We start from the raw sequence: 26265 nt of genomic DNA, 5'->3' as shown, positions 1-26265 counted from the left end.
AAAATGTGGGAAAATAAATTTCAAAAAGAAGGTTTAACATTTGATGATGTACTATTAGTACCAGCTAAAAGTGATATTTTACCTAAAAAAGTTGATTTAAAAGTTAATTTAACGGAGAAAATTAAACTATCAGTACCGATTATTTCTGCTGCGATGGATACAGTAACAGAACATAAAATGGCAATAGCAATGGCCCGCGAGGGTGGAATCGGTGTTATCCACAAAAACATGACTATTGAAGAACAAGCTGAACAAGTAAGAAAAGTTAAACGTTCAGAAAGTGGAGTTATTACAGATCCTTTCTTCCTTACGCCAGATAGCCTAGTATATGAAGCAGAAAACTTAATGCAACAATACAAAATTTCAGGTGTACCAATTGTAAACAATGAAGATGATATGAAAGTTGTTGGAATCATCACAAACCGTGATATGAGATTCTTAACTGACTTTGATATTAAAATTAGCGAAGTAATGACTAAAGAGCACCTTATTACAGCTCCGGAAAAAACTACGCTAGAAGAAGCTAGTGTAATTTTACGTAGTCACAAAATTGAAAAATTAATTTTAACTGATGAATCTGGTAAATTAACAGGATTAATTACTATTAAAGATATTGAAAAACTAGCTAAATATCCTAACTCAGCAAAAGATGCTAAAGGGCGTCTTTTAGTAGCCGCTTCTGTAGGTATTACTAACGACACAGTTGATCGTGTTGATGCTCTAGTAGAAGCTGGAGTTGATGCAATCGTAGTTGATACTGCTCACGGACACTCTAAAGGGGTATTAGATGCAGTTAAAACATTAAGAACTAACTATCCTGATTTAGATATTATCGCAGGGAACGTAGCAACAGGAGAAGCTGCCCGTGATTTATTTGAAGCTGGAGCAGATGTTGTTAAAGTTGGTATCGGACCTGGATCAATCTGTACTACACGTGTAGTTGCAGGGGTAGGAGTTCCACAAATCACAGCTATCTATGACTGCGCTACAGTGGCTCGTGAATTGGGAAAAACAATCATCGCTGATGGTGGAATTAAATATACTGGAGACGTAGTAAAAGCTATCGCAGCTGGAGGACACGCAGTAATGTTAGGTTCTATGCTTGCGGGTTGTGAGGAATCTCCAGGTGAATTAGAAATCTTCCAAGGTAGAACGTTTAAAGCATACCGTGGAATGGGATCAATTTCTGCTATGGAAAAAGGATCTAAAGACCGTTACTTCCAAGAAGATGGTAAGAAATTAGTTCCAGAAGGAATCGAAGGACGTACACCTTATAAAGGTGCTGTTTCTGAAACGATTTACCAAATCATTGGTGGATTACGTGCAGGTATGGGTTACACTGGTTCATGTGACTTACGTGCGCTTCGTGAAAACTCACAATTTGTTCGTATGACAGGTGCTGGATTAATCGAATCTCATCCACACGACGTTCAAATTACAAAAGAGAGTCCAAACTACTCTAAATAATAATTATAGATAATAAGAAGCTAGGAGCTTGAAGTTCAAGTTCCTAGCTTTATTTTGAATAAAAAAGAAAGCCGAAGTTGGATTTAGACCTATACTCCGGCTTTCTTATATAACCTATAGTTTTAAATTTGTTTAGTTAAGTCAATCATTTCAAGAAGACCTTGAGCACATTCACTACCTTTGTTTCCGACTTTTGAACCAGCTCTTTCGATAGCTTGATCGATATCTTCAGTAGTAATAACACCGAACATTACAGGAATTTCGCTGTTAAGGTTAATTTGTCCTACACCTTTTGCTACCTCGTTACAAACTAGGTCATAGTGACTAGTACTTCCACGAATAATGCTTCCTAATGTAACGATACCATCGTATTTATTTGTAGCTACTAATTTTTTAGTAATAAATGGAATTTCGAATGCTCCTGGAACCCAGTATACATCGATGTTTTCTTCTTTTACTTCGTTTCTAATTAATGTATCTTTAGCTCCACCTAATAATTTAGATGTAATGAACTCGTTAAAACGTGCTACTACGATTGCTACTTTAATATCTTTACCTATAAATTTTCCTTCAAATGTTGTCATAATAATATTCTCCTTATATATCTAAAAAGTGATTAAATTTTATTTTTTTTGTTTGTAAATAGTGTTTGTTTTCTTTATGTGGTTTTATCTTAATTGGTTCACGATCAACTATGTTTATTCCTAAAGAGCTTAGTTGTTCTACTTTGTCAGGATTGTTAGTGAGTAGTTTTACCGATTTTATTCCTAAGTAATCTAGTATATCTACTGCAATATTATAGTCCCTCTCATCTGGAGCGAAACCTAATTGCACATTAGCATCGTAAGTATCTACACCCTGTTCTTGTAATTGGTAAGCAAGAAGTTTATTTCTAAGTCCGATTCCTCGCCCTTCTTGTCTTAAATAGAGAATTGCACCGCGACCTAGTTCTGAGATTTTTTGAAGTGCGGCATGTAATTGTTCACCGCAATCACATCTATGAGAAGCGAATATGTCCCCTGTTAAGCATTCTGAGTGAACTCGTATTAGCAAAGGTTCTTCAGAAGTTAAATCTCCTTTGCTAATAATTAAATGTTCTTTATTAAATTCATCTTCGAACAGCTGTAAATCAAAGTCTCCAAATTCTGTTGGAAGCTTTACTTTAACGCTGTCTTCAAATGACAAAAAACGTGTTAGTTCATCTAAGTCAACAACTGTTAAATTCCATTTTTTAGCGAACTCATACAAGTCATCTCTTCTAGCCATAGTACCATCTTCATTCATAATTTCACAGATGTACGAAGCTTCAGTGCTATTAGCTAATCTTGCTAAATCTAGGCTAGCCTCTGTGTGGCCACGGCGAACTTTGATTCCACCATCACGCCCTACAAGGGGGAACATATGTCCAGGTCTATTGAAATCTTCAGGTCTAGAATTAGGATTTGCTAATTCTTTTATAGTTGTAGCTCTTTCAAAAGCAGAGATTCCTGTTGTTGATGTTTTATAATCAACACTTACTGTAAATGCAGTCTCGTGAGGATCTGTATTTTTATCTAGCATTGAGTGTAGATTCAAGCGTTGAGCTATTTCGGTTGAGACAGGTGCACAAATTAAACCACGGGCGTGTTTTGTCATGAAGTTTACATTTTCACCTGTAACTAGTTCAGCTAATCCAACTAAATCTCCTTCCGCTTCTCTGTCGTCATCATCTATAAGAACAATTAATTTTCCAGCTTTTAGGTCTTCGATTGCTTGTCTTACATTATTAATCATTTAACTTTCCTCCAAATAATTTTAATTGAGCTTTTATGTATTTTGCTAGAATATCGGTCTCAATATTTACATTGTCACCAATTTTCAGTTTTTCTAGATTTGTATGTTTTGTAGTATGTGGAATTAACGAAACGGTAAATTTATTATTGTCACAAGTTACTACTGTTAAACTTATTCCGTTTATAGTAATTGAGCCTTGATCAATGATTTCTCCTTTGAATTTACTTGGATAAGCAAAAGTTAGAAGAATAGCATTTTCATCTTTTTGTCTTGCTGCTAATTGTGCTAAGCCATCACTGTGGCCCGAAACGATATGTCCTTCGAATCTATCTGAGTGTCCCATTGCGGGCTCAAGATTTACAGAGTCATTTACTTTTAAGTCTTTAAATGTTGTTCTCTTATAAGTTTCAGGCATAATATCAACGGTGAATTGTGATGAACTTTTTTGAACACATGTTAAGCATACTCCATTTACTGCCATACTATCACCAATTTTATATGTTTCCAATAAGTTCTTAGTTGCTTGTATTGTTAATTTTATACTGTGACTTGATTTTATAATTTTTACTATTTTCCCTTGTTCTTTTATTAATCCTGTAAACATTGACTTTCTTTCCTTCCTGAGATTCGTATATCTTCACCGAGTTTTATAATATTAACATCGTGTAAAGTAATTTTTTCATTTGTAGGTCTATTACTACTAAATGATGAAGTATTATTTCCTCCTATGAGTGTAGGGGAAATATATGAAATTACTTCATCCCAGTAACCACTAGCAAGGAATTGGTCATGGATACAAGGGCCACCTTCTACGTAAACTGACTGTATACCAAGTTTTGCAATTTCAGTAAGAATTTCTTTTATTGTAAATTCATTAGGTGTAACGATAGTTACATGTGAAGGTAAGTCTTCATTTTTGTGTTTTGAAAAAACTATAACTTCGGAAGAATCTTCTTCAAAGAGATTTAACTCTTTATGTTGAAAAATAGTTCCTTCTTTATCTAATATTATTCTTTTTGGTGGGTATAACGAAGTGTTGGCTCCAGTTAATTTTGGATTATCTATTAACACAGTTTTTGCTCCAACAAGAATAGCTTGATAATTATCTCGTTCTTTTCTGACGAAGTCGTAAACTTCTTTTCCTGTTATTTGAGTTCTTTCATTAGTAAAAGCTAATTTTCCATCAAGACTGGTAGCTTGTTTTAAGACTACATAAGGTCTATTTTGTGTATAGAATAAATTATAAGCGTAATTTAGATTATAAGCTTCTTTTTCCAAAACACCAGTTATTACTTCAATTCCATTATCACGTAAGAATTTAATTCCTTTACCGCTAACTATTGGATTAGGATCTAATTGAGCCACAACAACTTTAGAGATACCCATTTTCAATATAGCTTCTGTACAAGGGGGTTGTTTTCCTTTGTGGTTACACGGTTCTAATGTGACGTATAGAGTTGAATTAAATATTTTTTCAGGAGTTTTGCAAGTAGAAATAGCATTTTTTTCAGCATGTTCACACCCGTATCTAAGGTGTGCGCCTCTTGCGACAATTTTATTATCTTTTACTATAATTGCACCGACTAGAGGATTGGTATGTGTATATTTTGCACCGCGCTTAGCCTCTAGTAGAGCAAGATTCATAAAATATTCATGCATAGTATCAACTCCTTTATAAAAATAAAAACCCGATAATATTTGATGATTCAAATAATCGGGATTGATGGTTTGTTTTTTATTCGATAAAAAGTCCTGAATGTATAATTATAATACATTCTAGGTTGTATATTATCAGTAGTATTAGATATATTTATCTTAATGCTATAATTTCTTCTCCCATCCAGACTATACTGTCGGTTCTGGAATCTCACCAGATCAGCTTGCGCTCACGGACTTCTAGGAAACTAGTCACCGCCGGTTGGGAATTACACCCGACCCCGAAGAAATATTTAATTCATGACTTAATAATAGCACTATTGAAAACGCATGTCAATAATTATAGTTTATTTATAAAAAAATATTTAAAACGCTATAAAAAAATAAGAGTGATTCAACAGATGGGACTTCTACGAAATCGTTATTTGAATCACTCCTAATAGTTTTAAATTAGATTATAAAAATTGTGCTAAGCAAACGATAAGAATAATAACTGGTAGTATATATCTTAATAGGAATAACCATGTTCTGAATAATACTAGGCTTGTTTTGTTATTCTCGTTAATGTGTAATTGTTCTTTAGCAACTTTTTTGTCTAGTACATATCCAGTGAATATTGATAGTGCAAGACAACCAAGTGGCATAAGTATATTAGATACTAAGAAGTCCATTAAATCGAAAACTGTTTTTCCGAATATTAATGTATCAGATAATGAACCGTAAGATAGAGCAGAAGGAATTCCAACGATGAAAGTTAAGATTCCGATGATTACACTGAATTTAGTACGGTTAGTGTTTTTTTGGTTAGTAATATTTCCTACATTAATTTCTAACATAACTACTGATGAAGTAATAGTAGCGAATAAGAATAATATTAAGAATAAAATGTAGAAAATTTTACCAAATGCCATATTGTTGAATAATTGTGGTAATACGATGAATAATAAACTCGGCCCACCTTCAGATTCCATTCCGAATGAACTCATAGCTGGGAAGATTGCTAATCCAGCCATTATAGAAACGGCAATGTTCATTAAAACAACAGAAATACCTGATTGAACCAGGTTAGTTCTTCTATCAAGGTATGATGCATAAGTTAACATAGCTGTAACCCCGATAGAAAGAGCGAAGAATGATTGACCAAGTGCAAATAAAATACCAGAGCTTGTGATTTTAGAAAAATCAGGTTTTAGGAAGTAAGTAACTCCAGCCATTGCATTTGGTAATGTTAATGATCTAGCGATTATTATTAGGAATATGATGAATAACAATGGCATCATGATTTTTGATGCTTTTTCAATACCTTTTTGCACACCACGTGATACTATAAGAATATTCAATAAAATGAATAAAGCTTGTGCGCCTAATGCAATCCAAGAATTAGAAATAATACTTACGAATAGTGCTGCGTGATCGCCAGTAGCATGAATTCCTAAGGCATCAGCAATTGAAATTCCTAAGTATACTAAAATCCATCCACCGATAACACTATAGAAAGAAAGTAAGATGAATAGGGCGAATCCGCCAATATAACCAATAATGTTATAATTTTTGTTTTTTCCTAGTTTGCCAAAAGTTTTAATCGCTGATACTCCAGCACCACGACCAAGTACGAATTCAGCAAGAAGTAGTGGTAAACCAATTAAAAGTGTAAAGATAAGGAAGACTAGTAAGAATCCACCTCCACCATTTGCTGCTGTCATATATGGGAACTTCCACACTGCACCTAAACCTATTGCAGATCCAGCTGACGCAAGTATGAAACCTATTTTAGAACTCCATTTTGAATTTTCTGACATAAAATTTTTCCTCCTGTTAATTGTTTAAAAAAATAAAAGCTATCTAGAAAATACTAAATAGCTTTTAAAAAATATATATAATACTATACTCAAGGCCATTTAGTATTTTTACCAATGGCTTGAAAATACATTTAACTAGCCATTGTAGACATCGTTGCACTTATATCTACAATGCTATGAGATATAAGTGCTGCTAAAATGGCACGAAAAAGTATTCTCTTTTACTAGTTAAAATATTAGTTTTCATTATTGAGTAGCTCCTTTATTAATTGTAATTAAAATCTTAACATTTATCTGAAAATTTGTCAATAATTTTTTGAAAACTTTTAGTTTGTTTCTCTTGTATGGGAAATAAGGAGGTAAGGAGCAAAGAATAATCGTATAATAAAATAAATCATCATATTCAAATATATACTTGAGTATGATGATTTATTAGATTGTTGATTAGTATTTTTATAGATTATTCGTTGTCTAATTGCATGTAAACGACTTGAGTAGTTAGGTATTCTTCTAAACCATGTTTACCGTCAGCTCCACCGATACCAGATTTACGACGTCCAGCGTGGAATCCTTGCATAGCTTCGAAGTTTTCGCGATTGATGTATGTTTCACCGAATTTTAGCCCATCTACAGCTTTGAATGCAGTATTTAGGTTAGTAGTGTAAACTGATGAAGTTAATCCATATTCTGAATCATTTGCATATTCTAATACTTCTTCTAATGTTTTGAATGTTGCTACTGGGATTACAGGTCCGAATGTTTCTTCCTTCATAATTTTCATTTCGTTAGTTACATTTGTTAAAACAGTTGGTCCAAAGAAGTAACCTACTTGATTTTCATCGCGAGTTCCACCGTATGATAGAGTAGCCCCTTGTTTTACTGCATAAGCAACTTTTTCTGCAACAGCGTCTACAGCACGTTTTTCGATAAGTGGACCGTAATCTAAACCACCTTCTTTGTTAGGGTCACCGAATTTAACTTTATCAAGTTCAGCGAATAATAATTTTTCGAATTCATCTTTAACATCCTCGTGAACATACACTCTTTCAGCACAGTTACATACTTGTCCAGAGTTGATTACACGAGATGCAACGATAGCTTTAGCAGCAAGAGAAAGGTCTGCATCTTTAAATACGATAGCTGGGGCTTTTCCTCCAAGTTCTAGAGAAACATTTGTGATGTTTTCAGCAGCAGCTCTCATAACTTCTTGTCCAGCTGTTAAGCTACCTGTTAAACTTACTAAGCCCACTTTAGGGTTAGAAGCTAATCTATTTCCTACCACAGAACCACGTCCGTGAATAACGTTAAGAATACCTTTTGGAAGACCTACTTCTACGCAGATTTCAGCAAAGATATCAGCGTTTATTGGTGTTAATTGACTTGGTTTTAATACAATTGTATTACCAGTAAGTAGTGCAGGTGCAGCTTTTCTTGCAATTAAGAAGAATGGGAAGTTCCAAGGTAAGATACCAGTTGTTACTCCGTGAGGACGTTTGAATAAGAAGATGTGCTCGTCTTGTCTATCACTTTGAATAATTTCTCCTTCATATCTTCTAGCCCATTCAGCCATATAATCTAAGTAATCAGCTGTAAATAATACTTCAACCTTAGCTAAATCGAAAGTTTTACCACCTTCGTTAACAATAGTTTGTGTAATTTCAGGTTCGCGTTCACGAATACGTTCAGCAAGTTTTCTAAGGTAAGCACCTCTTTGAACTGCAGGTAATTTTTCCCAATCACGTTGTGCAACTTCAGCAACATCGATTGCACGGTCTACATCTGCTTCTGAAGAAGAAGGAATTTTTGCAATAACTTCTTCAGTAGAAGGGTTTAATACGTTAATATAGTCGTAATTTGAATTATCTTCAAATTCCCCGTTAATAAAATTTTTCAAAACTTTAACTTCACTCATAGTTTAATTCTCCTTTATACTTTTTTGATAAGTAAACGTTACCATTTCTTTGCTAACATTATATATTATGAAAAAATTAAAATCAAGTACTTTGTTTATATTTTTGATGTATATTTATATATTTAAACATAGGTAAATATGAATTTATTAAAAAAATAATGTATATTTATTTTTAAAAGTAAGTGAAAGTTGATTGAAGTTATAGAAATTAGAATAAAATAAAAGTTCTGTAATATAGCAATTAAAACGTATACATAATTGATAATTCTTTCATAAGTATTATATATGAAAAAATTATAATTATTACAGATTAATATTAAATTTTATTTTTAATGTATTAAGTAAGTAATATAAATAATAGTAAAAAATTTTTTCGAGCAAAAATATTTCCATTATCAGCATATTTGGTGGTATAATCTTAGGTAAGAAACATTAGGAGGTTCATTAATGAAACAAAATATTGGAGTTATCGGTTTATCAGTAATGGGAAGTAACCTAGCATTAAATATTGCAGACAGTGGATTTAAAGTTGCAGTATTCAATAGAACAACATCTGTTGTTGATAAAATGTTAGCAGAGCACCCACATGAAAATGTAGTAGGTAGATATTCACTACAAGAATTAATCGATGGATTAGAAAAACCTAGAAAAATTGTTTTAATGGTTAAAGCAGGATTTGCTGTTGATAGCCTAATTGAACAATTAACACCGCTTCTTGATAAAGAAGATATCATTATTGATGGAGGGAACTCATTCTTTAAAGATACACAAAGAAGATATGATCTATTATTAGAAAAAGGAATTAACTACTTTGGTGTAGGTGTATCTGGAGGAGAAGAAGGTGCTAGATTTGGTCCTGCTTTAATGCCTGGTGGTGATGAAAAAGCTTACGAAGAAATTCGTCCTATTTTAGAAGCTATTGCGGCTAAAGTTAATGGTGTTCCATGTTGTAGTTATACTTCAACAGGTGGAGCAGGTCACTATGTGAAAATGGTTCACAATGGTATCGAGTATGGAGATATGCAATTAATTTCTGAAGCATACAAAGTGCTTAAACACCTAGGTGGTTTCACTAATGAAGAATTACAAGAAACATTTGAAGAGTGGAATAAAGGTGAATTAGAATCTTATCTAATTGAAATTACAGCTAATATCTTCAAAGTAAAAGAAGAAGATGGAAGCTACTTAGTAGATAAAATCTTAGATAAATCTCAACAAAAAGGTACTGGGAAATGGACTAACGAACAAGCTATTGATTTAGGAATTGATGTATCAGTTATTACAGCTGCGTTAAATGGAAGATATATGTCAAATCTTAAAGAAGAACGTGTTCGTGCTGAAAAAGAATTTGCTCGTAAACCTTATGCAGTTGTAGAAGATAAAGAGAGATTAAAAAATATTGTAAAAGATGCGTTATTTATTTCTAAAATTGTATCTTATGCACAAGGATTTAAATTATTACAAGCTGCTGAAAAAGAATATAACTGGACATTTGATTATTCACAAATTGCTAAAATTTTCCGTGGTGGATGTATTATTCAAGCGAAAATTTTACAAAATATTATCGAAGCATACCAAAATAATCCAAAATTAGAAAACTTAATCTTTGATCCATTCTTTAAAGAAGTGATTGAAACAAGACAAGATAGTTTACGTGAAGTCGCAGCATTAGCGATTTCTAATAGATTACCACTAAGTGCTATGACTTCAGCAATTTCTTACTTAGATATCTACACTACAGCAGATAGTGGTGCTAACCTAATTCAAGCACAACGTGACTATTTTGGAGCACACACTTTTGAAAGAACTGATAAAGAGGGAAGTTATCACTATGACTGGGTTGGAAACAATGGAAAATAAAACAGCAATAACACTTTTTGGAGGAACAGGAGATCTTACATATAGAAAACTGTTACCTGCATTATATAATTTAAATGTATTAGGGAAATTAGCTGATGATTTTAAGATAGTTGTGATTGGTCGTAGAGCTTATACACAGTCAGAATATATAGATATTGCTCGTACGTGGGTAAAAGAGTATGCGCGTACTAAATTCGACGATGAACAATTCGACGCTTATGCTGAAAGAATTATCTATTTTAAAATGGATATGACAAATGAAGATGACTATGAGATGTTACAAGCATTTTATGCTGAACAAGATATACAAAATCATGTATACTACTTCGCGGTGGCTCCATCATTCTTCATAACTATTACAAATGGTCTAAAAAAATATTGCTCAGAAAATAATGCGAAAGTTATTATTGAAAAACCATTTGGAGAGGATTTAGAAAAAGCCGGGATACTAAATGATGAGCTTGCTAAATTCTTTAATCAAGATGAAATTTATCATATTGACCATTATCTAGGCAAAGAGATGATTCAAAATATTTTATCTTTACGTTTTGAAAATATTATTTTTAAAGGTATTTGGAATAAAGATTTTATAGAGAATGTTCAAATTATTGCTGATGAAACAGTTGGAGTTGAAACAAGAGCAAGTTACTATGATAAGAGTGGAGCTTTAAAAGATATGATTCAAAATCACTTACTTCAAGTTATGTCATTAGTAGCTATGGAAGAACCAAAAGAAGAGGGAAGTCGTGGTATTCACGAGAGTCAATACAATCTTCTTTCTGCGCTTAAACCGATTGAAGATGTTCATGGAAGTTTAGTAATGGGGCAATATGAAGGATATCTACAAGAACAAAATATTCCTGCTGATTCTAAAACAGAAACTTATGCAGCACTTAAATTATTTGTAGATAATGAACGTTGGGAAGGTGTACCATTCTTTATAAGAACTGGTAAGAAACTAGAAAAACGAGAAACTCAAGTAGTTGTTCAATTTAAATCTGTAGGAACTTCTCCAGGAAATGTATTAATAATAAAAATTCAACCTGAAGAAGGTGTGTATTTCCAATTTAATGCTAAAAAACCAGGTACAGAACAAGAATTACAGCCAATCTCGTTAGACTTCTGTCAAAGTTGTATACTAGAAAACATAATAAATACACCTGAAGCTTACGAGAGATTACTAGAAGCTTGTTTTAGAGAAGATAGAGCATTATTCTCTCAATGGAATCAAATAGTTGAGTCTTGGACATTTGTTAATAAACTTATAGCTAAGTACGAAGAACAAGGTTCTCCATTATATACATATAAACAAGGTTCAAAAGGTCCAAAAGAAGCTGATAATCTAGTAGATTGGGTTAAATAATTATTAAGATGTATTGTAAGACTTTATGTCATACAATACATTTTTTTGCAGTGTAGGTGCACTTTAAAGGGTTGCTAGTTAGGAAAGTTTACGTTAAGCATGAAGTATAGTATAATGAAAATATAAGAAAAATTTAAATGATGATTTTCAAAAGGAGTTAAGATATGAGACTGTTAGATTCAATGTTAGAATACAATGAGTATTTCGTTAAATTTGAAGAGTATGAAAAATATAAAACAGAAGATAAATATCCAGCCAAGAGAGTAGTAATGTTTACGTGTATGGATACAAGGTTAGTTGAACTTGCAACAAAGTCTTTGAATCTATCTTCAGGGGATGTTAAAGTTGTGAAAAATGCAGGTGCTATATTAACTCATCCTTTTGGATCGATTATGAGAAGTTTGATAATAGCAGTATATATGTTAAAAGCAGATGAGATTATAGTTATGGGACATCATGACTGTGGTATGCAAAATATTGATACTAATCTAATTATGGAAAAAATGCGAGATAGAGGTGTTGGGAAAGAAACTATTGATATTCTTCAATACTCTGGACTTGATTTAAATACTTGGCTACATGGATTTGATGATGTTGAAGAAAGTGTTAGTCATGATGTTAATATGATTATGAATCATCCATTAATACCAAAGGATGTTCCTGTACATGGTTTAGTAATAGATCCAAGTAATGGGAAGGTTGATTTAGTTGTTAATGGTTATGAAAATCTAAGAAAATAGAAAGGGGATAGGAATTTGAAGAAAATATTAATCTTAAATACAGGTGGAACAATTTCTATGAGTGAAGATCAGACAACTGGTAAAGTTTCGCCTACAGATAAGAATCCTATAGCAGCTGGAGGAAATATATTTTCTTATCTTGGAGATTTGGTAGTTGAAGATCTATATCATCTTGCTTCTCCTCAGATAACAGAACATGAAATGTTAGGGATAAAGAATAGGATAGTTGAAGCGGTAAATGAGAGATATGATGGAGTTGTAGTAACGCATGGAACAGATACACTTGAAGAAACTGCCTATTATTTAGAGCTGACATTAGATGTCAATATCCCGGTTGTAGTTACAGGAGCGATGCGTTCTAGTAATGAAATAGGAGCTGATGGACTAGCTAATTTAAGAAGTTCTTTAGTAGTTGCAATTAGTGATGAGAGTAGTGACAAGGGTGTGTTGGTTGTTATGAATGATGAGGTTCATACCGCTACCTATGTTACAAAAACACATACTACTAACGTTGCGACATTTCAAACACCGACATTCGGACCTATCGGACTTGTTTCGAAAAATAGTGTAATATATTTTCAAAAATTAATTAAACAGGAACACTATGATGTAGATGGTTTTGGGAAGAAAGTATTCTTATTAAAAGCATATGCTGGTATGGGAGCGGAGCTTATTACAGCGGTAGCTAACCTTGGAGCTGATGGATTAGTAATTGAAGCGCTAGGTGCAGGAAACCTTCCACCGAGAACTGTTCCAGCAATTAAAGAATGTTTAAAAAATAATATACCTGTTGTGTTTGTTTCGAGAGCATTTAATGGTGTTACTCAAGACGTTTATGATTATGAAGGCGGTGGAAAAAAATTCCAACAAGATGGAGTTATTTTTACAACGGGTTTAAGTGGTCAAAAGGCAAGGATAAAATTATTAGTTTTATTAGAAGCGGGAATTAGTAATGATAGGTTAAAGGAATATTTTTAAACTAACTATGATGAATTATTGAAACATATAGAAGGTTGAATATTTTTTATAAATATGGTAGTATATTAAATGATTTAAATTAGGAAAGAGGTGTAGAGTTGAAATTTAAATATCATAAGTCGTATAGAGGATTTTATCTGTTAGAAGATAATAAATTTAAGCGACCATACCAAAAATTAAATCAAGAGAAAACTTTAGAGAATTTAGATGATGAATTTGAGTTTAATAAACATGAAATATTGGATATAGATGATAAGTTTGTAGTTTTTGTTGATAAAGACGGTGGAAAGATAGATAAAAACAAAAATGTCACAAAACCAAAAGTTCAGAAAAAAACTGAAACATTTGATTTTGAAGTATTAGAATTGAAATATAAAATACCTAGACTTTTATTGGAAAAGTTATATGGATTAATTTCTGAGAATTCAAAAGATGGGCAACGTGATTTGTTGTCAGTATTGTCAGTGATTGAGAATGTTATACTTGCAGATGGTTTATTTTCATCAAAGGTGAAGAAGATATTTTACTACAGCGATAAAGAATTAAATGATTTATTGTCTAGATATAATTTTGATAATATAAATGTTGCTAATTTAAAAAAAGATATCGAGGTAAATTATCCTAGCCAATATATTTCTAGTCTACCGATTGATTATAAGGAATATGAAATGATTTTTGTATTTTATTTCATTATTCTAATCGAATTACTAACAATATTGAAATAAGATGAATTTTTTGATTAAATTTATAGAAAAGACTTGACTTTTTTATAAGTCTTCGCTATAATTTTAATCAGAAAGTTTATTTTTTTGAAATAAGTTGGTCAAAAAACGACCTAACTGGACGGGGAGTGCCCACAAAAAAAACTTTCGAATAAACAGGGGAAATATAAGATGGATATTTTACATTTGTTACATATGCAAAGTAGACTTGTACCTGATATGTTTATGAAGTTTAGTAATAGGTATGAATTGCTTATTGCAATAAAAGTTAATCAACCGGTAGGAAGAAAAACATTATTGAACTTTATAAATATGACGGAAAGACAATTACGTACGGAATGTGAAGTTTTATCCAAGTTAGGGTTAATAACTAAGAAAGCTACTGGAATGAATCTTACGGAAAAAGGAGAAGAACTTCTACTGGAGATAAGAGAAACAGTTATAAATGATGCTTTTGCAAAGGAAAGAAGTTTTATAAAAAATCATTTTTCGATAAAACAAGTTCATATTGTAGCGGGTGACTTTATAAATAATGAGGCCACTAGAGAAGAAATGACTAACTTACTCTTGGATAAGGTTAATGCTAAGATAACTAAAGAATGCGTAATTGGAGTCAGTGGTGGTAGTACGATGTACTACATAGCCGGCAGAGCTAATGAAACATTTGGTTATGGAAAAGATGTTACTATAACGCCAATAAGAGGTGGTTTATCTGTAGTAAATACAGAATATCAAGCCAATGATATAGCCTCGAAGATGGCCAAAAATTCTGGGCATAATTATCAATTGTTACATGCACCAGATAATATAGGACAAAAAGCATTGGAAGAACTTGTAAAAGAACCAGTCGTGAAAAATGCTCTTGATGTTATAGGTAAAACATCGATAATTATCCATAGTATAGGGAATGCTTTTGAAATGGCGAATAGAAGAAAATCTTCTAAAGATATTTTGAAAGTATTGGAAGAAAAAAATGCTGTTTGTGAATCGTTTGGAAGTTATTTCGATGAAAACGGCTGTGAAATCTTTAAAACCTCTACTATAGGTATGAGTTTTAAAGATGTTGATGGCATTGATAATGTCTTTACGATAGTTGGTGGAGAAGAGAAAGCTGATGCAGTATTTAGTTACTTAAATACTAAACCAGCAAACGCGACATTAATTATTGACGAGGCTATTTGCAAAAAAATAATAAAAAAAGTTAATAAAAATTTTTAGGAGGAACTAAAAAATGACAGTAAAAGTAGCAATTAACGGATTTGGACGTATCGGACGTCTTGCTTTAAGAAGAATCCAAAACGTAGAAGGAATTGAAGTAGTAGCGATTAACGACTTAACACCAGTTAACCAACTAGTTCACTTATTAAAATATGACACAACTCAAGGCCGTTTCGACGGAGAAGTATCAGCAGCTGAAGGAAGCTTAGTAGTAAACGGAAAAGAAATCAAAGCATTCGCTAACCCTAACCCAACTGAATTACCATGGGGAGAATTAGGAATCGATGTAGTATTAGAATGTACTGGATTCTTCACTTCTAAAGAAAAAGCTGAAGCTCACGTTCAAGCAGGAGCTAAAAAAGTTGTTATCTCAGCTCCAGGTGGAAACGACGTTAAAACTATCGTTTACAACGTAAACCACGAAACTCTAGACGGAACAGAAACAGTTATCTCAGGTGCTTCTTGTACAACTAACTGTTTAGCTCCAATGGCTAAAGCTTTACACGATAACTTCACAGTAGTTGAAGGATTAATGACTACAATTCACGGATACACTGGAGACCAAAACACACTTGACGCGCCTCACCGTGGTGGAGACTTACGTCGTGCTCGTGCAGCAGCAGAAAACATCGTACCTAACACAACTGGTGCTGCTAAAGCAATCGGATTAGTAATTCCAGAATTAAACGGAAAATTAGATGGAGCTGCACAACGTGTACCAGTACCAACAGGTTCATTAACTGAATTAGTAGCAGTAGTAGAAAAAACTGTTACAGCTGAAGAAGTTAACGCTGCTATGGAAGCTGCTTCTAACGAATCATTCGGATACAACGTTGACCCAATCGTATCTTCTGATATCGTAGGTATTTCTTACGGATCATTATTCGATGCAACTCAAACAAAAGTATTAACAGTTGGAGATAAACAATTAGTTAAAGTTGTTTCTTGGTATGACAACGAAATGTCTTACACATCTCAATTAGTAAGAACATTAAAATACTTTGCAGGATTAATTAAATAATCTATAATAGGTAATAGAAGAATAGATAAGATATAAGTCATAAGTGACTTATATCTTGTCTCATATATTCTAAATATAAATTAAAGGAGCTTTCCATGAAGAAATCTATCAAAGACTTAGGTAACTTACAAGGGAAAACTGTCTTAATGCGTGTTGATTTCAACGTGCCATTAAAAGATGGTGAAATTACAAACGATAATCGTATTACTGCAGCATTACCAACTATTGAGTATGCTTTAAATCAAGGTGCTAAAGTAGTAGCATTCTCACACTTAGGACGTGTTAAAGAAGAAGCTGACAAAGCATCTAAAAGTTTAGCACCAGTTGCTGTTAGATTATCAGAATTATTAGGTAAAGAAGTAAAATTCGTAGCTGAAACTCGTGGAGCTGAATTAGAAGAAGCAGTTAAAGGGTTAAAAGATGGAGAAATCTTAATGTTCGAAAATACTCGTTTCGAAGACGTTGAAGGTAAAAAAGAATCTAAAAACGATCCAGAACTTGCTAAATATTGGGCTTCTCTAGGGGATGTATTCGTAAACGATGCATTCGGTACAGCTCACCGTGCTCATGCTTCAAACGTAGGTATTGCATCTAACATTGGTGAAGGGAACTCTGCTTCAGGATTCTTAGTTGATAAAGAAATCAAATTTATCGGGGGAGCAGTTGATAACCCAGAAAGACCTCTTGTTGCAATCTTAGGTGGAGCAAAAGTTTCTGATAAAATTGCAGTTATTGAAAACTTATTAGAAAAAGCTGATAAAGTAATTATTGGTGGAGGTATGGCTTATACTTTCATGAAAGCACAAGGTAAAGAAATCGGAATTTCACTTTGTGAAAATGATAAAGTTGAATATGCTCGTGAACTAATGGCCAAAGCAGGAGAAAAATTAGTATTACCAATCGATACAGTAGTAGCTAAAGAATTCTCTAACGATGCACCAAGTCGTGTAGCACAAGGTGATATTCAACTTGATGAAGAAGGATTAGACATCGGACCAAAATCAGTTGAATTATTCAAGAAAACTCTTGAAGGTGCGAAAACAGTAATTTGGAATGGACCTATGGGTGTATTTGAAATGCCTAACTTCGCTAAAGGTACAATTGGTGTTTGTGAAGCTATCGCAAACTTAGAAGGTGCTACTACTATTATCGGTGGTGGAGATAGTGCTACAGCAGCAATTTCTTTAGGATATGCTGAGAAATTCTCACACATCTCAACAGGTGGCGGAGCTTCTCTAGAATATCTAGAAGGAAAAGTATTACCAGGAATTGATTCATTATCTAATAAATAATATTAAAACTCAAGGAGAGTAACATTATGTCAAGATTACCATTTATCGCAGGAAACTGGAAAATGAACAAAAACCCACAAGAAGCTAAAGCGTTTGTTGAAGCTCTTGCTGGAAAATTACCATCATCAGATAAAGTAGAAGCAGGAATTGCAGCTCCATCTGTAGATTTAAGTGCAGTACTTAGTGCGGCAGAAGGAACTGAATTAAAAGTTGCAGCTCAAAACTGTTACTTTGAAAATTCAGGAGCTTACACAGGTGAAACTTCACCTAAAGTATTATCTGAAATGGGAGTAAACTATGTAGTAATCGGTCACTCTGAACGTCGTGATTACTTCCACGAAACAGATGAAGATATTAATAAAAAAGCAAAAGCTATCTTTGCTAATGGATTATTACCAATCATCTGCTGTGGAGAAAGTCTTGAAACATACGAAGCAGGAAAAGCAGCTGAGTTTGTAGGAGCTCAAGTAAAAGGTGCTTTAGCTGGTTTAACAGCTGAACAAGTAGCTTCATCAGTAATCGCTTATGAACCGATTTGGGCTATCGGAACTGGTAAATCTGCTACAAAAGAAGATGCACAAAAAATGTGTAAAGCAGTTCGTGATGTAGTTGAAGGATTATACGGTAAAGAAGTTTCTGAAAAAGTTCGTATTCAATACGGTGGATCAGTTAAACCTGAAAACGTTAAAGAATACCTATCATGCCCAGATGTTGATGGTGCATTAGTAGGTGGAGCATCTCTAGAAGCTGAGTCATTCTTAGCACTTCTAGAAGGTGGAAAATTAGCTTAATTTTAGCAAAATTAAATAAATTATAGTATAATAGAATTATAAATTTAAACAACAAGGAGAAAGTTAATGTTAGCAAAAACATTTGATATTATCGCAGAAGTATATGCAAGAGAAGTTTTAGATTCACGTGGTAATCCAACTGTAGAAGTTGAAGTAACAACTGAATCAGGAGCATTTGGACGTGCATTAGTACCATCAGGAGCTTCAACTGGACAATACGAAGCAGTTGAATTACGTGATGGAGACAAAGGGCGTTACTTAGGTAAAGGTGTAACTAAAGCTGTAACTAACGTTAATGAAGAAATCGCACCTTTATTAGAAGGTAAATTCGATGTATTTGATCAAGTAGGAATTGACTACGCTATGATCGAATTAGATGGAACTGAAAACAAAGGACGTCTAGGAGCTAACGCTATCTTAGGTGTATCTTTAGCAGTAGCTCACGCTGCAGCTGATTCTTTAGGAGTACCTCTATACAGATACTTAGGAGGAACTAACTCTAAAGAATTACCAACTCCAATGATGAACATCGTAAACGGTGGATCTCACTCAGATGCTCCAATCGCATTCCAAGAGTTCATGATCTTACCTGTAGGTGCTCCTACATTCAAAGAAGCTTTACGTTGGGGAGCTGAAGTATTCCACAACTTAGCTAAATTATTACACAACCGTGGTTTATCAACTGCAGTAGGTGACGAAGGTGGATTCGCTCCAACATTCGAAGGAACTGAAGATGCTGTTGAAACTATCCTAGCTGCAATTAAAGCTGCTGGATTAGAACCAGGTAAAGATGTATTCTTAGGATTTGACTGTGCGTCTTCTGAATTCTACGAAAACGGAGTATACAACTACGCTAAATTCGAAGGTGAAGGTGGAGCAGTTCGTACTTCAGCACAACAAGTTGATTACTTAGAAGAATTAGTAAACAAATACCCAATCATCACTATCGAAGATGGTATGGATGAAAACGACTGGGAAGGATGGAAATTACTTACAGACCGTATCGGTAACCGTGTGCAATTAGTAGGGGACGATTTATTCGTAACTAACACTAAAAAATTATCACAAGGTATCGAACAAGGTGTTGGTAACTCAATCCTAATCAAAGTTAACCAAATCGGTACTTTAACTGAAACTCTAAACGCTATTGAAATGGCTAAACGTGCTCGTTACACAGCTGTAATTTCTCACCGTTCTGGAGAAACTGAAGATTCTACAATCTCAGATATCGCAGTTGCAACTAACGCAGGACAAATCAAAACAGGTTCACTTAGCCGTACAGACCGTATTGCTAAATACAACCAATTATTACGTATTGAAGATGAATTAGATGCTACAGCTGTATACCCAGGTGTTCAAGCATTCTACAACATCAAACGCTAATTAGAATATTTTAAAAGAAGCAAGAGCTAAAGGCTCTTGCTTTTTTAGTTTGAAAAAATTATAGTTTTATATAATTTATTATATAAATATATTAAGGATATTTCATAATAAAATATAACAAAGAGAGTCAGTATTGGGCTAATCAGATTTAAAAAAATATCAATAAAACGATTACAATGAAGTATTTCAAACTATAAGATAATTTTAGATTGAAAATAGGTAAATATAAATACTTTAAATAGATATATAAAATCAGATTAAGGTTAACGTGTTAAATTTAAGATTTAAATAACTTATAAAATATAATAAATATAAAATTTAAAAAATGTTTGTTTTTTATTATTAAATGTTCTTTTTGAGGATATCCCCTTTATTTTATAAAGTAACAAGTTTGATTAATGTTTAAATGAAATGTGAAAATAATAGTTGTTTTATAAAGTTACAACATTAAATTATTAAATATATATCTTTACAAACGGTTTCATATATGGTACTATTTTAGTGACAAGATAAATATTAAATTTATAGGAGGCTAATATGGCAAGTTTATCATTAAAGAATATTTATAAAAAATATGATAATGGCTTCTGTGCAGTGACAGATTTTAATTTAGAAGTAGCAGATAAAGAATTCGTAGTATTCGTAGGACCATCTGGGTGTGGGAAATCTACTACTCTTAGGATGATTGCAGGTTTAGAAGACATAACAGAAGGTGAATTCTATATAGGTGATAGATTAGTTAATGATGTTGAACCTAAGGATAGAGATATTGCGATGGTATTCCAAAGTTATGCTTTATATCCTCATATGACAGTTTTTGACAATATGGCTTTTGCTCTTAAACTTAGAAAAGTACCAAAAGAGGAAATTAAAGCAAAAGTTGAAGAAGCCGCAAAAATTTTAGGATTAGAAGAGCTTCTAGATAGAAAACCTAAAGCACTTTCTGGTGGTCAAAGACAAAGGGTTGCATTAGGAAGAGCAATTGTAAGAAGTCCTAAAGTATTCCTTATGGACGAACCGTTATCAAACTTAGATGCAAAATTAAGAAGTAACATGAGAGCGGAAATCATCAAAATTCATAATACTTTAGGTGCAACTACAATATATGTAACGCATGACCAAACTGAAGCGATGACAATGGCCGATAGAATTGTTGTAATGAAAAAAGGTGTAGTTCAACAAGTAGGTAGTCCTAAAGATATATACGATCACCCAGAAAATCTATTTGTAGCTGGATTTATCGGAGCACCAACGATGAACTTCATGAGAGGTAAAGTTGTAGAAGGTAACTTCGTTACAAAAGGTGGAGGAGAGATAGAGATACCAGTTGGATATTATGAAAGACTTAAAGAATTAGGTTATGAAGGAAAAGAAGTTGTTTTAGGAATTAGACCTGAAAACATTTCAAATGATCCACTAGTATTAGAAACTTATTCACATGCTAAAATTACTTCAAAAGTAATTGTTGCTGAATTATTAGGTTCTGAATATATTGTTCACACTGATTTAAACGGTGAAAGCATTAAAGCAATTGTTCACTCAAGACAAAATATTAAAATGGGTGATGAATTGACATTTGCTTTAGATATGAACAGAGCACACTTCTTCGATGTAGATACAGAGCTTAGTATCTTAGAATAATTTAAATAAGACGTCAAATTTTTAAAAATAATAAAATAAATAAGGAGGCTCATATTATGAGAAAAATAAATAAACTGTTTGCTGTAGCAGCAACTACTGCACTTGTTTTAACAGGATGTGTGGGTGGTAAAAAAGAAGAAAAACAAGCTGACCCGAACAAAAAAGTAGAAATTACTTATTGGGACTTCCCACAATTCACAAAAGATAAAGAATTTAAGAAAACTGAGGAATTCGATGCGGCGTTAATAAAAGCATTCGAAGCGAAAAATCCAAATATTAAAGTTAATTATCAAAAAATTGAATTTACAGATGGGCCAGCTAAAATTGAAACTGCTATTCAATCGAAAACTGCTCCAGACGTAATCTATGATGCACCAGGACGTGTAATTGCTTGGGCAGCAAAAGATTTATTAGTTCCATTAGATGATGTTGATAAATCAAAATTAAGTGAAGCAGCTGTTAAAGCATCTAGTTATAAAGATAAACTTTACATGTATCCACAAGGTGTAGCACCATTCTTAATGGGTGTTAACAAAGATTTAACTGATAAACTAGGTGTAACAGATCTTCTACCTCTTAACAAACAAGATAGAAGTTGGACTGTTGAAGAATATGAAAAATTCTTAAAAGCAGTTAAACAAAAAGATTCAAGTATCACTCCAGCTTTATTCTACACTAAATCACAAGCGGGTGACCAAGGACCAAGAGCATTTGTAGCAAATTTATACAACTCTTGGATTACAGATGATGCTAACAGTAAATACACTATTAACGATGCTAATGGTGTTAAAGGATTAGAATGGGTTAAAAAAGCATATGATGAAGGATTATTAGGACAAGGTGTCGCATTAGAAGCTAAAGACGCTCTTGAAGCATTCAAATCAGGACGTGCAGCAAGTACAATCTTATTCTCACCTGGTATCGCAGCATCACACGCATCAGGATTTAACTATAAATTCTTACCATTCCCTAATAATGGTGGAAAAGCTAAATACGACTACTTAGTTGCTGGACCAGCTATTTTTGATAATGGTGATGTAGATAAAGCAGCAGCAGCTAAAAAATTCGTAGACTTCATGGTTAATGATAAAGATTGGGGTAAACGTACATTACTAGCATCTGGGAACTTCTCAGCTAAAAAAGGTGAAACAGGACTATATGATTCTGAAGAACTTAAATTTGCTGAAGGATTAACTGGACAATATGCAACTTACTACAACACTATTCCTGGATTCGCAAAAATGAGACCTCTATGGTTCAATATGGTTCAAGGTGTATTAAACGGTAAAACAACACCTAAAGAAGGATTAGATAAATTTGTTGAAGATGCAAATAAAACAATAAAAGAAGCATTGTAATTTGACGTATGAAGGGGATAGAGTTGCTTCTATCCCCTTTTCAGATAAAAAATAAATTTTTTAGGAGGTTATATGAAAACTACTAAGAAAAGAAAAAAAATAGACTTTAGTGCATATCTATTTATTTTGCCAGTTAGTTTATTTTTCATAACATTCGTATTAGTCCCGATGTTACGTGGGCTTCAGTTATCATTATATAGTTTTGCTAAGAAAAATCCAGTATTTGTAGGATTGAAACACTATTCAGATTTACTATTCAGTGGGAATGGAGCAACAATCCATGAACCATTTATGAAATCTCTTATTAATACAGTTGTTGTAACTGTAGTTGCAGTACCGATAGTTGTATTAGTTTCAATATTTGTTGCGGTAACAATTTATAATAAGAGTGCAGTTGTAAGATCATTCTTCCGTGGAGTATTCTATATCCCAGCTATTTCTTCAGTAGTATCTGTTACTGTAGTGTGGGCTTGGATTTATCACCCAGAATATGGAATTTTAAATTATGTATTTAAGTCAATGCACTTAATTAGTGAAAATGTCGACTGGTTAGGAAATCCGAAAACAGCATTATATGCTATTATTACGATTCTGATTACTACTTCATTAGGACAACCAATAATTCTTTATGTTGCTGCTTTAGGTAACGTACCAAAAGAATTATTAGAAGCTTCAGAAATTGATGGAGCAACAAAATGGCAAGTATTTACAAAAATCACTTGGCCGCTGATTAAACCGACAACATTATATATCGTTGTTGTAACAACAATTAACTCGTTCCAAATTTTCGCCTTAATTCAGTTATTAACAGCTGGGGGACCGAACTACGGAACAAGTACAATTATGTATTTAGTATATGAAGCAGCAATTAAAAACGGAAATCATGGTGTAGCTAGTGCGATGGGTATTATCCTTGCAGTAATTATTGGAATAATTTCTATCTTACAATTCAAGTTTCTATCTACAGACAATGATTAGGAGGATTTAGAATGAAAGGTATAAGTATTTTTAAAATAGTATCAATGATAATATTAATTGGGTTAACTATATTCTTTATTTTCCCATTTTATTGGATTGCATCGGGTTCATTTAAACTACAAGATGTAGCAATAACAATTCCACCTGAGTGGTGGCCATCAACTCCAACATTGGAAAACTATGAAAAGTTATTTACATCAAACACTTTAAGATGGTTCTTTAACTCAGTATTTATTTCAGTTATGACAACATTCTTAGTATGTGCAACATCGGCATTAGCAGGATATGCATTAGCTAAGAAAAATTTCCCAGGAGTTAAAGTAATTTTCATGGTCTTTGTTGCTGCGATGGCATTACCAAAACAAGTAATTTTAATACCTTTATTAAACTTAATTACTGAATTTAACTTAATGAATACTTACTATGCATTGATTTTACCAGCGGTAGGGTGGCCATTTGGAGTATTTTTAATGAGACAATTCTCTCAAGCGATTCCAACGGAGTTACTGGAATCAGCAAGAATTGATGGTTGCGGTGAAGTAAGAACATTTATGAACATTGCATTACCGATTATTAAACCGGGTATTGGTGCGTTAGCAATCTTTACATTTATTGCTAGTTGGAATGATTACTTCTCACAATTAATCTTTTCTAACACACCTGATATGTCTACATTACCATTAGGATTAGCGGCATTAGCACAAGGTCAAGAGTTCTCTAATGACTACGGATTACTAATGGCAGGGGCATCATTAGCTTCACTACCAATGATAATTGTGTTCATCTGTTTCCAAAATTACTTTACTCAAGGTGTTACTTTAGGAGCGGTGAAAGGATAATCTTATGGACAAACAACAATTATTAGAATATCTAAAAGGAGAAATGATAGTTTCTTGTCAAGCTTTACCAGGAGAAGCTTTATATAAAGAAGAAGGTGGAGTAATGTGTTTAATGGCGCAAGCTGTTAAAAATGCAGGGGTAAAAGCTATTAGAGCTCAAGGAGTTTTAGATATCAAACAAATAAAAGAACAAACAAATTTACCAGTAATTGGAATAATAAAAAAATCATATGAAGGATACGCTTCTTATATAACAGCTACAATGGATGAGGTTGATAAATTAGTTGAAGTTAGTTCTGATATTATTGCTCTTGATTGTACAAATAGAGAGCGAGGAGATGGAAAAACTCCAAGTGAATTTGTAAAAGAAATTAAAGAAAAATATCCGAATATCTTATTGATGGCAGATATTTCGAATTTAGAAGAAGCAATTGAAGCTGAAAAAGCTGGCGTTGATTTTGTTGGGACAACTATGAATGGATATACACCATACACGGAAGATTCAAAACAATTTAATCCTGGCTTAGTAAAAGAGATCGTAGAAAATGTAAAAGTTCCGGTTATCGCGGAAGGTAAAATTCATACACCTCAACAGGCGAAGCAAGCGCTTGAAGCGGGGGCGCATTGTATAGTTGTAGGTGGAGCAATAACAAGACCGCAAGAAATTGCGACAAGGTTTTTAAGTGAGTTGAGATAATGAGTGTATTAGTTTTATTAGCGTATTGGTATACATATAGTAAATGGTATATATTAGGAGCTTGGTTTATTACCCATATTTTAAATGTAGCATTTAAAAAACTTTGGCTTTCACCACTATTAATAAATGCGCTTGCGTTGGCAGTATTATTCATAGGAATACACTATAAATTAATAGAAGGACAAGAAGTAGGAGCATCAGTGCTTAATGTATATATGCCGATTGTTTTTGCTAGTATTATGATGAATCTTTTAGTTTTTGTGATTAGAAAAGTTAAAATAAAATTAGGAAGATAAAGTAGAGCTATAAAATTGGCTTGAAGTTGAAAAATGTTTTTGTGACTTCAAGTTAATTTATAGCTTTATTTTTTTTTTTTTTTATGTCTTAATGTGAAAAGTATGATGGAAGCGTTAAAAATCTTGATTTCAGAGAAATAGATTCTATTGAGACCCCCTCGCATATACTTACAAAACTTTTATAAAGTGAATTTAGATATCAATAAACCACTGGATTTAGAAATGAAAATCAGTGTATTGTAATAGATAAATTCATATTAGTTTTAATATGTAAAAGATTAAAAAACTAAGAATATCACACAGTGTTTGAAGTTGTTTATGTAAATTAAATAACTAAAGAAAAGAGATTTTTATAATCTATATTCAATATAATTACGAAAATAATAATTTAAATTAATAAAATTTAAAATTAAACAAAGGTAAAAAATAAAGAATTCACTAAGTATAATAATATTAAAAATAAGAATATATTTTATAAAAA

The 26265-nt window shown here is 32.8% G+C and carries 23 protein-coding genes and 1 riboswitch; of the genes, 17 read left to right on the top strand and 6 right to left on the bottom strand.

What is annotated here, in order from left to right; translation table 11 throughout:
• The first annotated feature begins 3 nt into the window (after positions 1–3).
• Complete coding sequence (guaB, locus tag JX287_RS02230) at positions 4–1467, top strand: IMP dehydrogenase (RefSeq protein ID WP_204641590.1); 1464 nt, start codon at positions 4–6, stop codon at positions 1465–1467.
• Positions 1468–1589: 122 nt separating this feature from the next.
• Here guaB and ribH read toward each other — a convergent pair whose 3' ends face one another.
• The 6 genes from ribH to aldA form a co-directional block, all read right to left on the bottom strand.
• Positions 1590–2051 carry a 6,7-dimethyl-8-ribityllumazine synthase gene (gene ribH / locus JX287_RS02225; protein ID WP_204641589.1) on the bottom strand — a complete coding sequence of 154 codons (462 nt, stop codon included), beginning with the start codon at positions 2049–2051 and terminating at the stop codon, positions 1590–1592.
• A 13-nt stretch (positions 2052–2064) separates the two neighbouring features.
• The gene (gene ribA, locus JX287_RS02220) at positions 2065–3240 is read right to left on the bottom strand and encodes a GTP cyclohydrolase II (protein WP_204641588.1); all 1176 of its coding nucleotides are present in this window, start codon (positions 3238–3240) and stop codon (positions 2065–2067) included.
• Positions 3233–3844 (bottom strand): riboflavin synthase, encoded by a 612-nt coding sequence (locus JX287_RS02215; RefSeq protein ID WP_204641587.1) that lies wholly within the window; start codon positions 3842–3844, stop codon positions 3233–3235. Before JX287_RS02215 ends, ribA begins: the two co-directional genes overlap by 8 nt.
• The gene (ribD, locus tag JX287_RS02210; protein WP_204641586.1) at positions 3829–4899 is read right to left on the bottom strand and encodes a bifunctional diaminohydroxyphosphoribosylaminopyrimidine deaminase/5-amino-6-(5-phosphoribosylamino)uracil reductase RibD; all 1071 of its coding nucleotides are present in this window, start codon (positions 4897–4899) and stop codon (positions 3829–3831) included. The genes JX287_RS02215 and ribD overlap by 16 nt, the downstream gene beginning before the upstream one ends.
• Before the next feature lie 165 nt (positions 4900–5064).
• Positions 5065–5189: riboswitch (FMN riboswitch) on the bottom strand.
• 162 nt (positions 5190–5351) lie between these two features.
• On the bottom strand, positions 5352–6695 hold the full coding sequence (locus JX287_RS02205) for a sodium-dependent transporter (protein ID WP_204641585.1): 1344 nt from the start codon (positions 6693–6695) through the stop codon (positions 5352–5354).
• A 460-nt stretch (positions 6696–7155) separates the two neighbouring features.
• Positions 7156–8607 carry an aldehyde dehydrogenase gene (aldA, locus tag JX287_RS02200; RefSeq protein WP_204641584.1) on the bottom strand — a complete coding sequence of 484 codons (1452 nt, stop codon included), beginning with the start codon at positions 8605–8607 and terminating at the stop codon, positions 7156–7158.
• A gap of 447 nt (positions 8608–9054) precedes the next feature.
• On the opposite strand from aldA, the gene gnd reads away from it, so the two are divergent.
• The 16 genes from gnd to JX287_RS02120 all read left to right on the top strand — a co-directional run bounded on the left by gnd (position 9055) and on the right by JX287_RS02120 (position 25784).
• Positions 9055–10467, top strand: a complete 1413-nt coding sequence (gene gnd / locus JX287_RS02195; protein ID WP_204641583.1) for a decarboxylating NADP(+)-dependent phosphogluconate dehydrogenase — start codon at positions 9055–9057, stop codon at positions 10465–10467.
• A complete protein-coding gene (gene zwf, locus JX287_RS02190; RefSeq protein ID WP_204641582.1) occupies positions 10439–11830 on the top strand; it encodes a glucose-6-phosphate dehydrogenase in 1392 nt (463 codons plus the stop codon). The genes gnd and zwf overlap by 29 nt, the downstream gene beginning before the upstream one ends.
• Positions 11831–11994: 164 nt before the next feature.
• Positions 11995–12570, top strand: coding sequence for a beta-class carbonic anhydrase (locus JX287_RS02185; RefSeq protein ID WP_204641581.1), 576 nt, complete (start codon positions 11995–11997; stop codon positions 12568–12570).
• Between the two features lie 15 nt (positions 12571–12585).
• Entirely contained in the window at positions 12586–13548 is a 963-nt protein-coding gene (locus tag JX287_RS02180) for an asparaginase (RefSeq protein WP_204641580.1), read from the top strand.
• A 98-nt stretch (positions 13549–13646) separates the two neighbouring features.
• The gene (locus tag JX287_RS02175) at positions 13647–14273 is read left to right on the top strand and encodes an exonuclease SbcC (protein ID WP_204641579.1); all 627 of its coding nucleotides are present in this window, start codon (positions 13647–13649) and stop codon (positions 14271–14273) included.
• A 168-nt stretch (positions 14274–14441) separates the two neighbouring features.
• The gene (locus JX287_RS02170; protein WP_204641578.1) at positions 14442–15488 is read left to right on the top strand and encodes a sugar-binding transcriptional regulator; all 1047 of its coding nucleotides are present in this window, start codon (positions 14442–14444) and stop codon (positions 15486–15488) included.
• Between the two features lie 13 nt (positions 15489–15501).
• Positions 15502–16509 (top strand): type I glyceraldehyde-3-phosphate dehydrogenase, encoded by a 1008-nt coding sequence (gap, locus tag JX287_RS02165; RefSeq protein WP_204641577.1) that lies wholly within the window; start codon positions 15502–15504, stop codon positions 16507–16509.
• Positions 16510–16604: 95 nt separating this feature from the next.
• A complete protein-coding gene (locus JX287_RS02160) occupies positions 16605–17801 on the top strand; it encodes a phosphoglycerate kinase (protein ID WP_204641576.1) in 1197 nt (398 codons plus the stop codon).
• A 26-nt stretch (positions 17802–17827) separates the two neighbouring features.
• Positions 17828–18592: a triose-phosphate isomerase gene (gene tpiA / locus JX287_RS02155; RefSeq protein ID WP_204641575.1), complete on the top strand. Its 765-nt coding sequence runs from the start codon at positions 17828–17830 to the stop codon at positions 18590–18592.
• Positions 18593–18658: 66 nt separating this feature from the next.
• A complete protein-coding gene (gene eno, locus JX287_RS02150) occupies positions 18659–19975 on the top strand; it encodes a phosphopyruvate hydratase (protein WP_048803384.1) in 1317 nt (438 codons plus the stop codon).
• A gap of 537 nt (positions 19976–20512) precedes the next feature.
• Entirely contained in the window at positions 20513–21616 is a 1104-nt protein-coding gene (locus JX287_RS02145) for an ABC transporter ATP-binding protein (protein ID WP_204641574.1), read from the top strand.
• 56 nt (positions 21617–21672) lie between these two features.
• Positions 21673–22974, top strand: a complete 1302-nt coding sequence (locus tag JX287_RS02140; protein ID WP_204641573.1) for an ABC transporter substrate-binding protein — start codon at positions 21673–21675, stop codon at positions 22972–22974.
• Between the two features lie 72 nt (positions 22975–23046).
• Positions 23047–23952, top strand: coding sequence for a carbohydrate ABC transporter permease (locus JX287_RS02135; protein ID WP_204641572.1), 906 nt, complete (start codon positions 23047–23049; stop codon positions 23950–23952).
• Positions 23953–23963: 11 nt separating this feature from the next.
• The gene (locus tag JX287_RS02130; RefSeq protein WP_204641571.1) at positions 23964–24791 is read left to right on the top strand and encodes a carbohydrate ABC transporter permease; all 828 of its coding nucleotides are present in this window, start codon (positions 23964–23966) and stop codon (positions 24789–24791) included.
• A gap of 4 nt (positions 24792–24795) precedes the next feature.
• Positions 24796–25488 (top strand): N-acetylmannosamine-6-phosphate 2-epimerase, encoded by a 693-nt coding sequence (locus JX287_RS02125; RefSeq protein WP_204641570.1) that lies wholly within the window; start codon positions 24796–24798, stop codon positions 25486–25488.
• A complete protein-coding gene (locus JX287_RS02120; protein ID WP_204641569.1) occupies positions 25488–25784 on the top strand; it encodes a hypothetical protein in 297 nt (98 codons plus the stop codon). Before JX287_RS02125 ends, JX287_RS02120 begins: the two co-directional genes overlap by 1 nt.
• The last annotated feature ends 481 nt before the right edge of the window (positions 25785–26265 follow it).

The organism is Gemella haemolysans, assembly GCF_901873445.1.
In the GTDB taxonomy this organism is placed as follows: Bacteria; Bacillota; Bacilli; order Staphylococcales; family Gemellaceae; genus Gemella; species Gemella haemolysans_C.
This window is presented reverse-complemented; position numbering and strand designations above follow the sequence as displayed.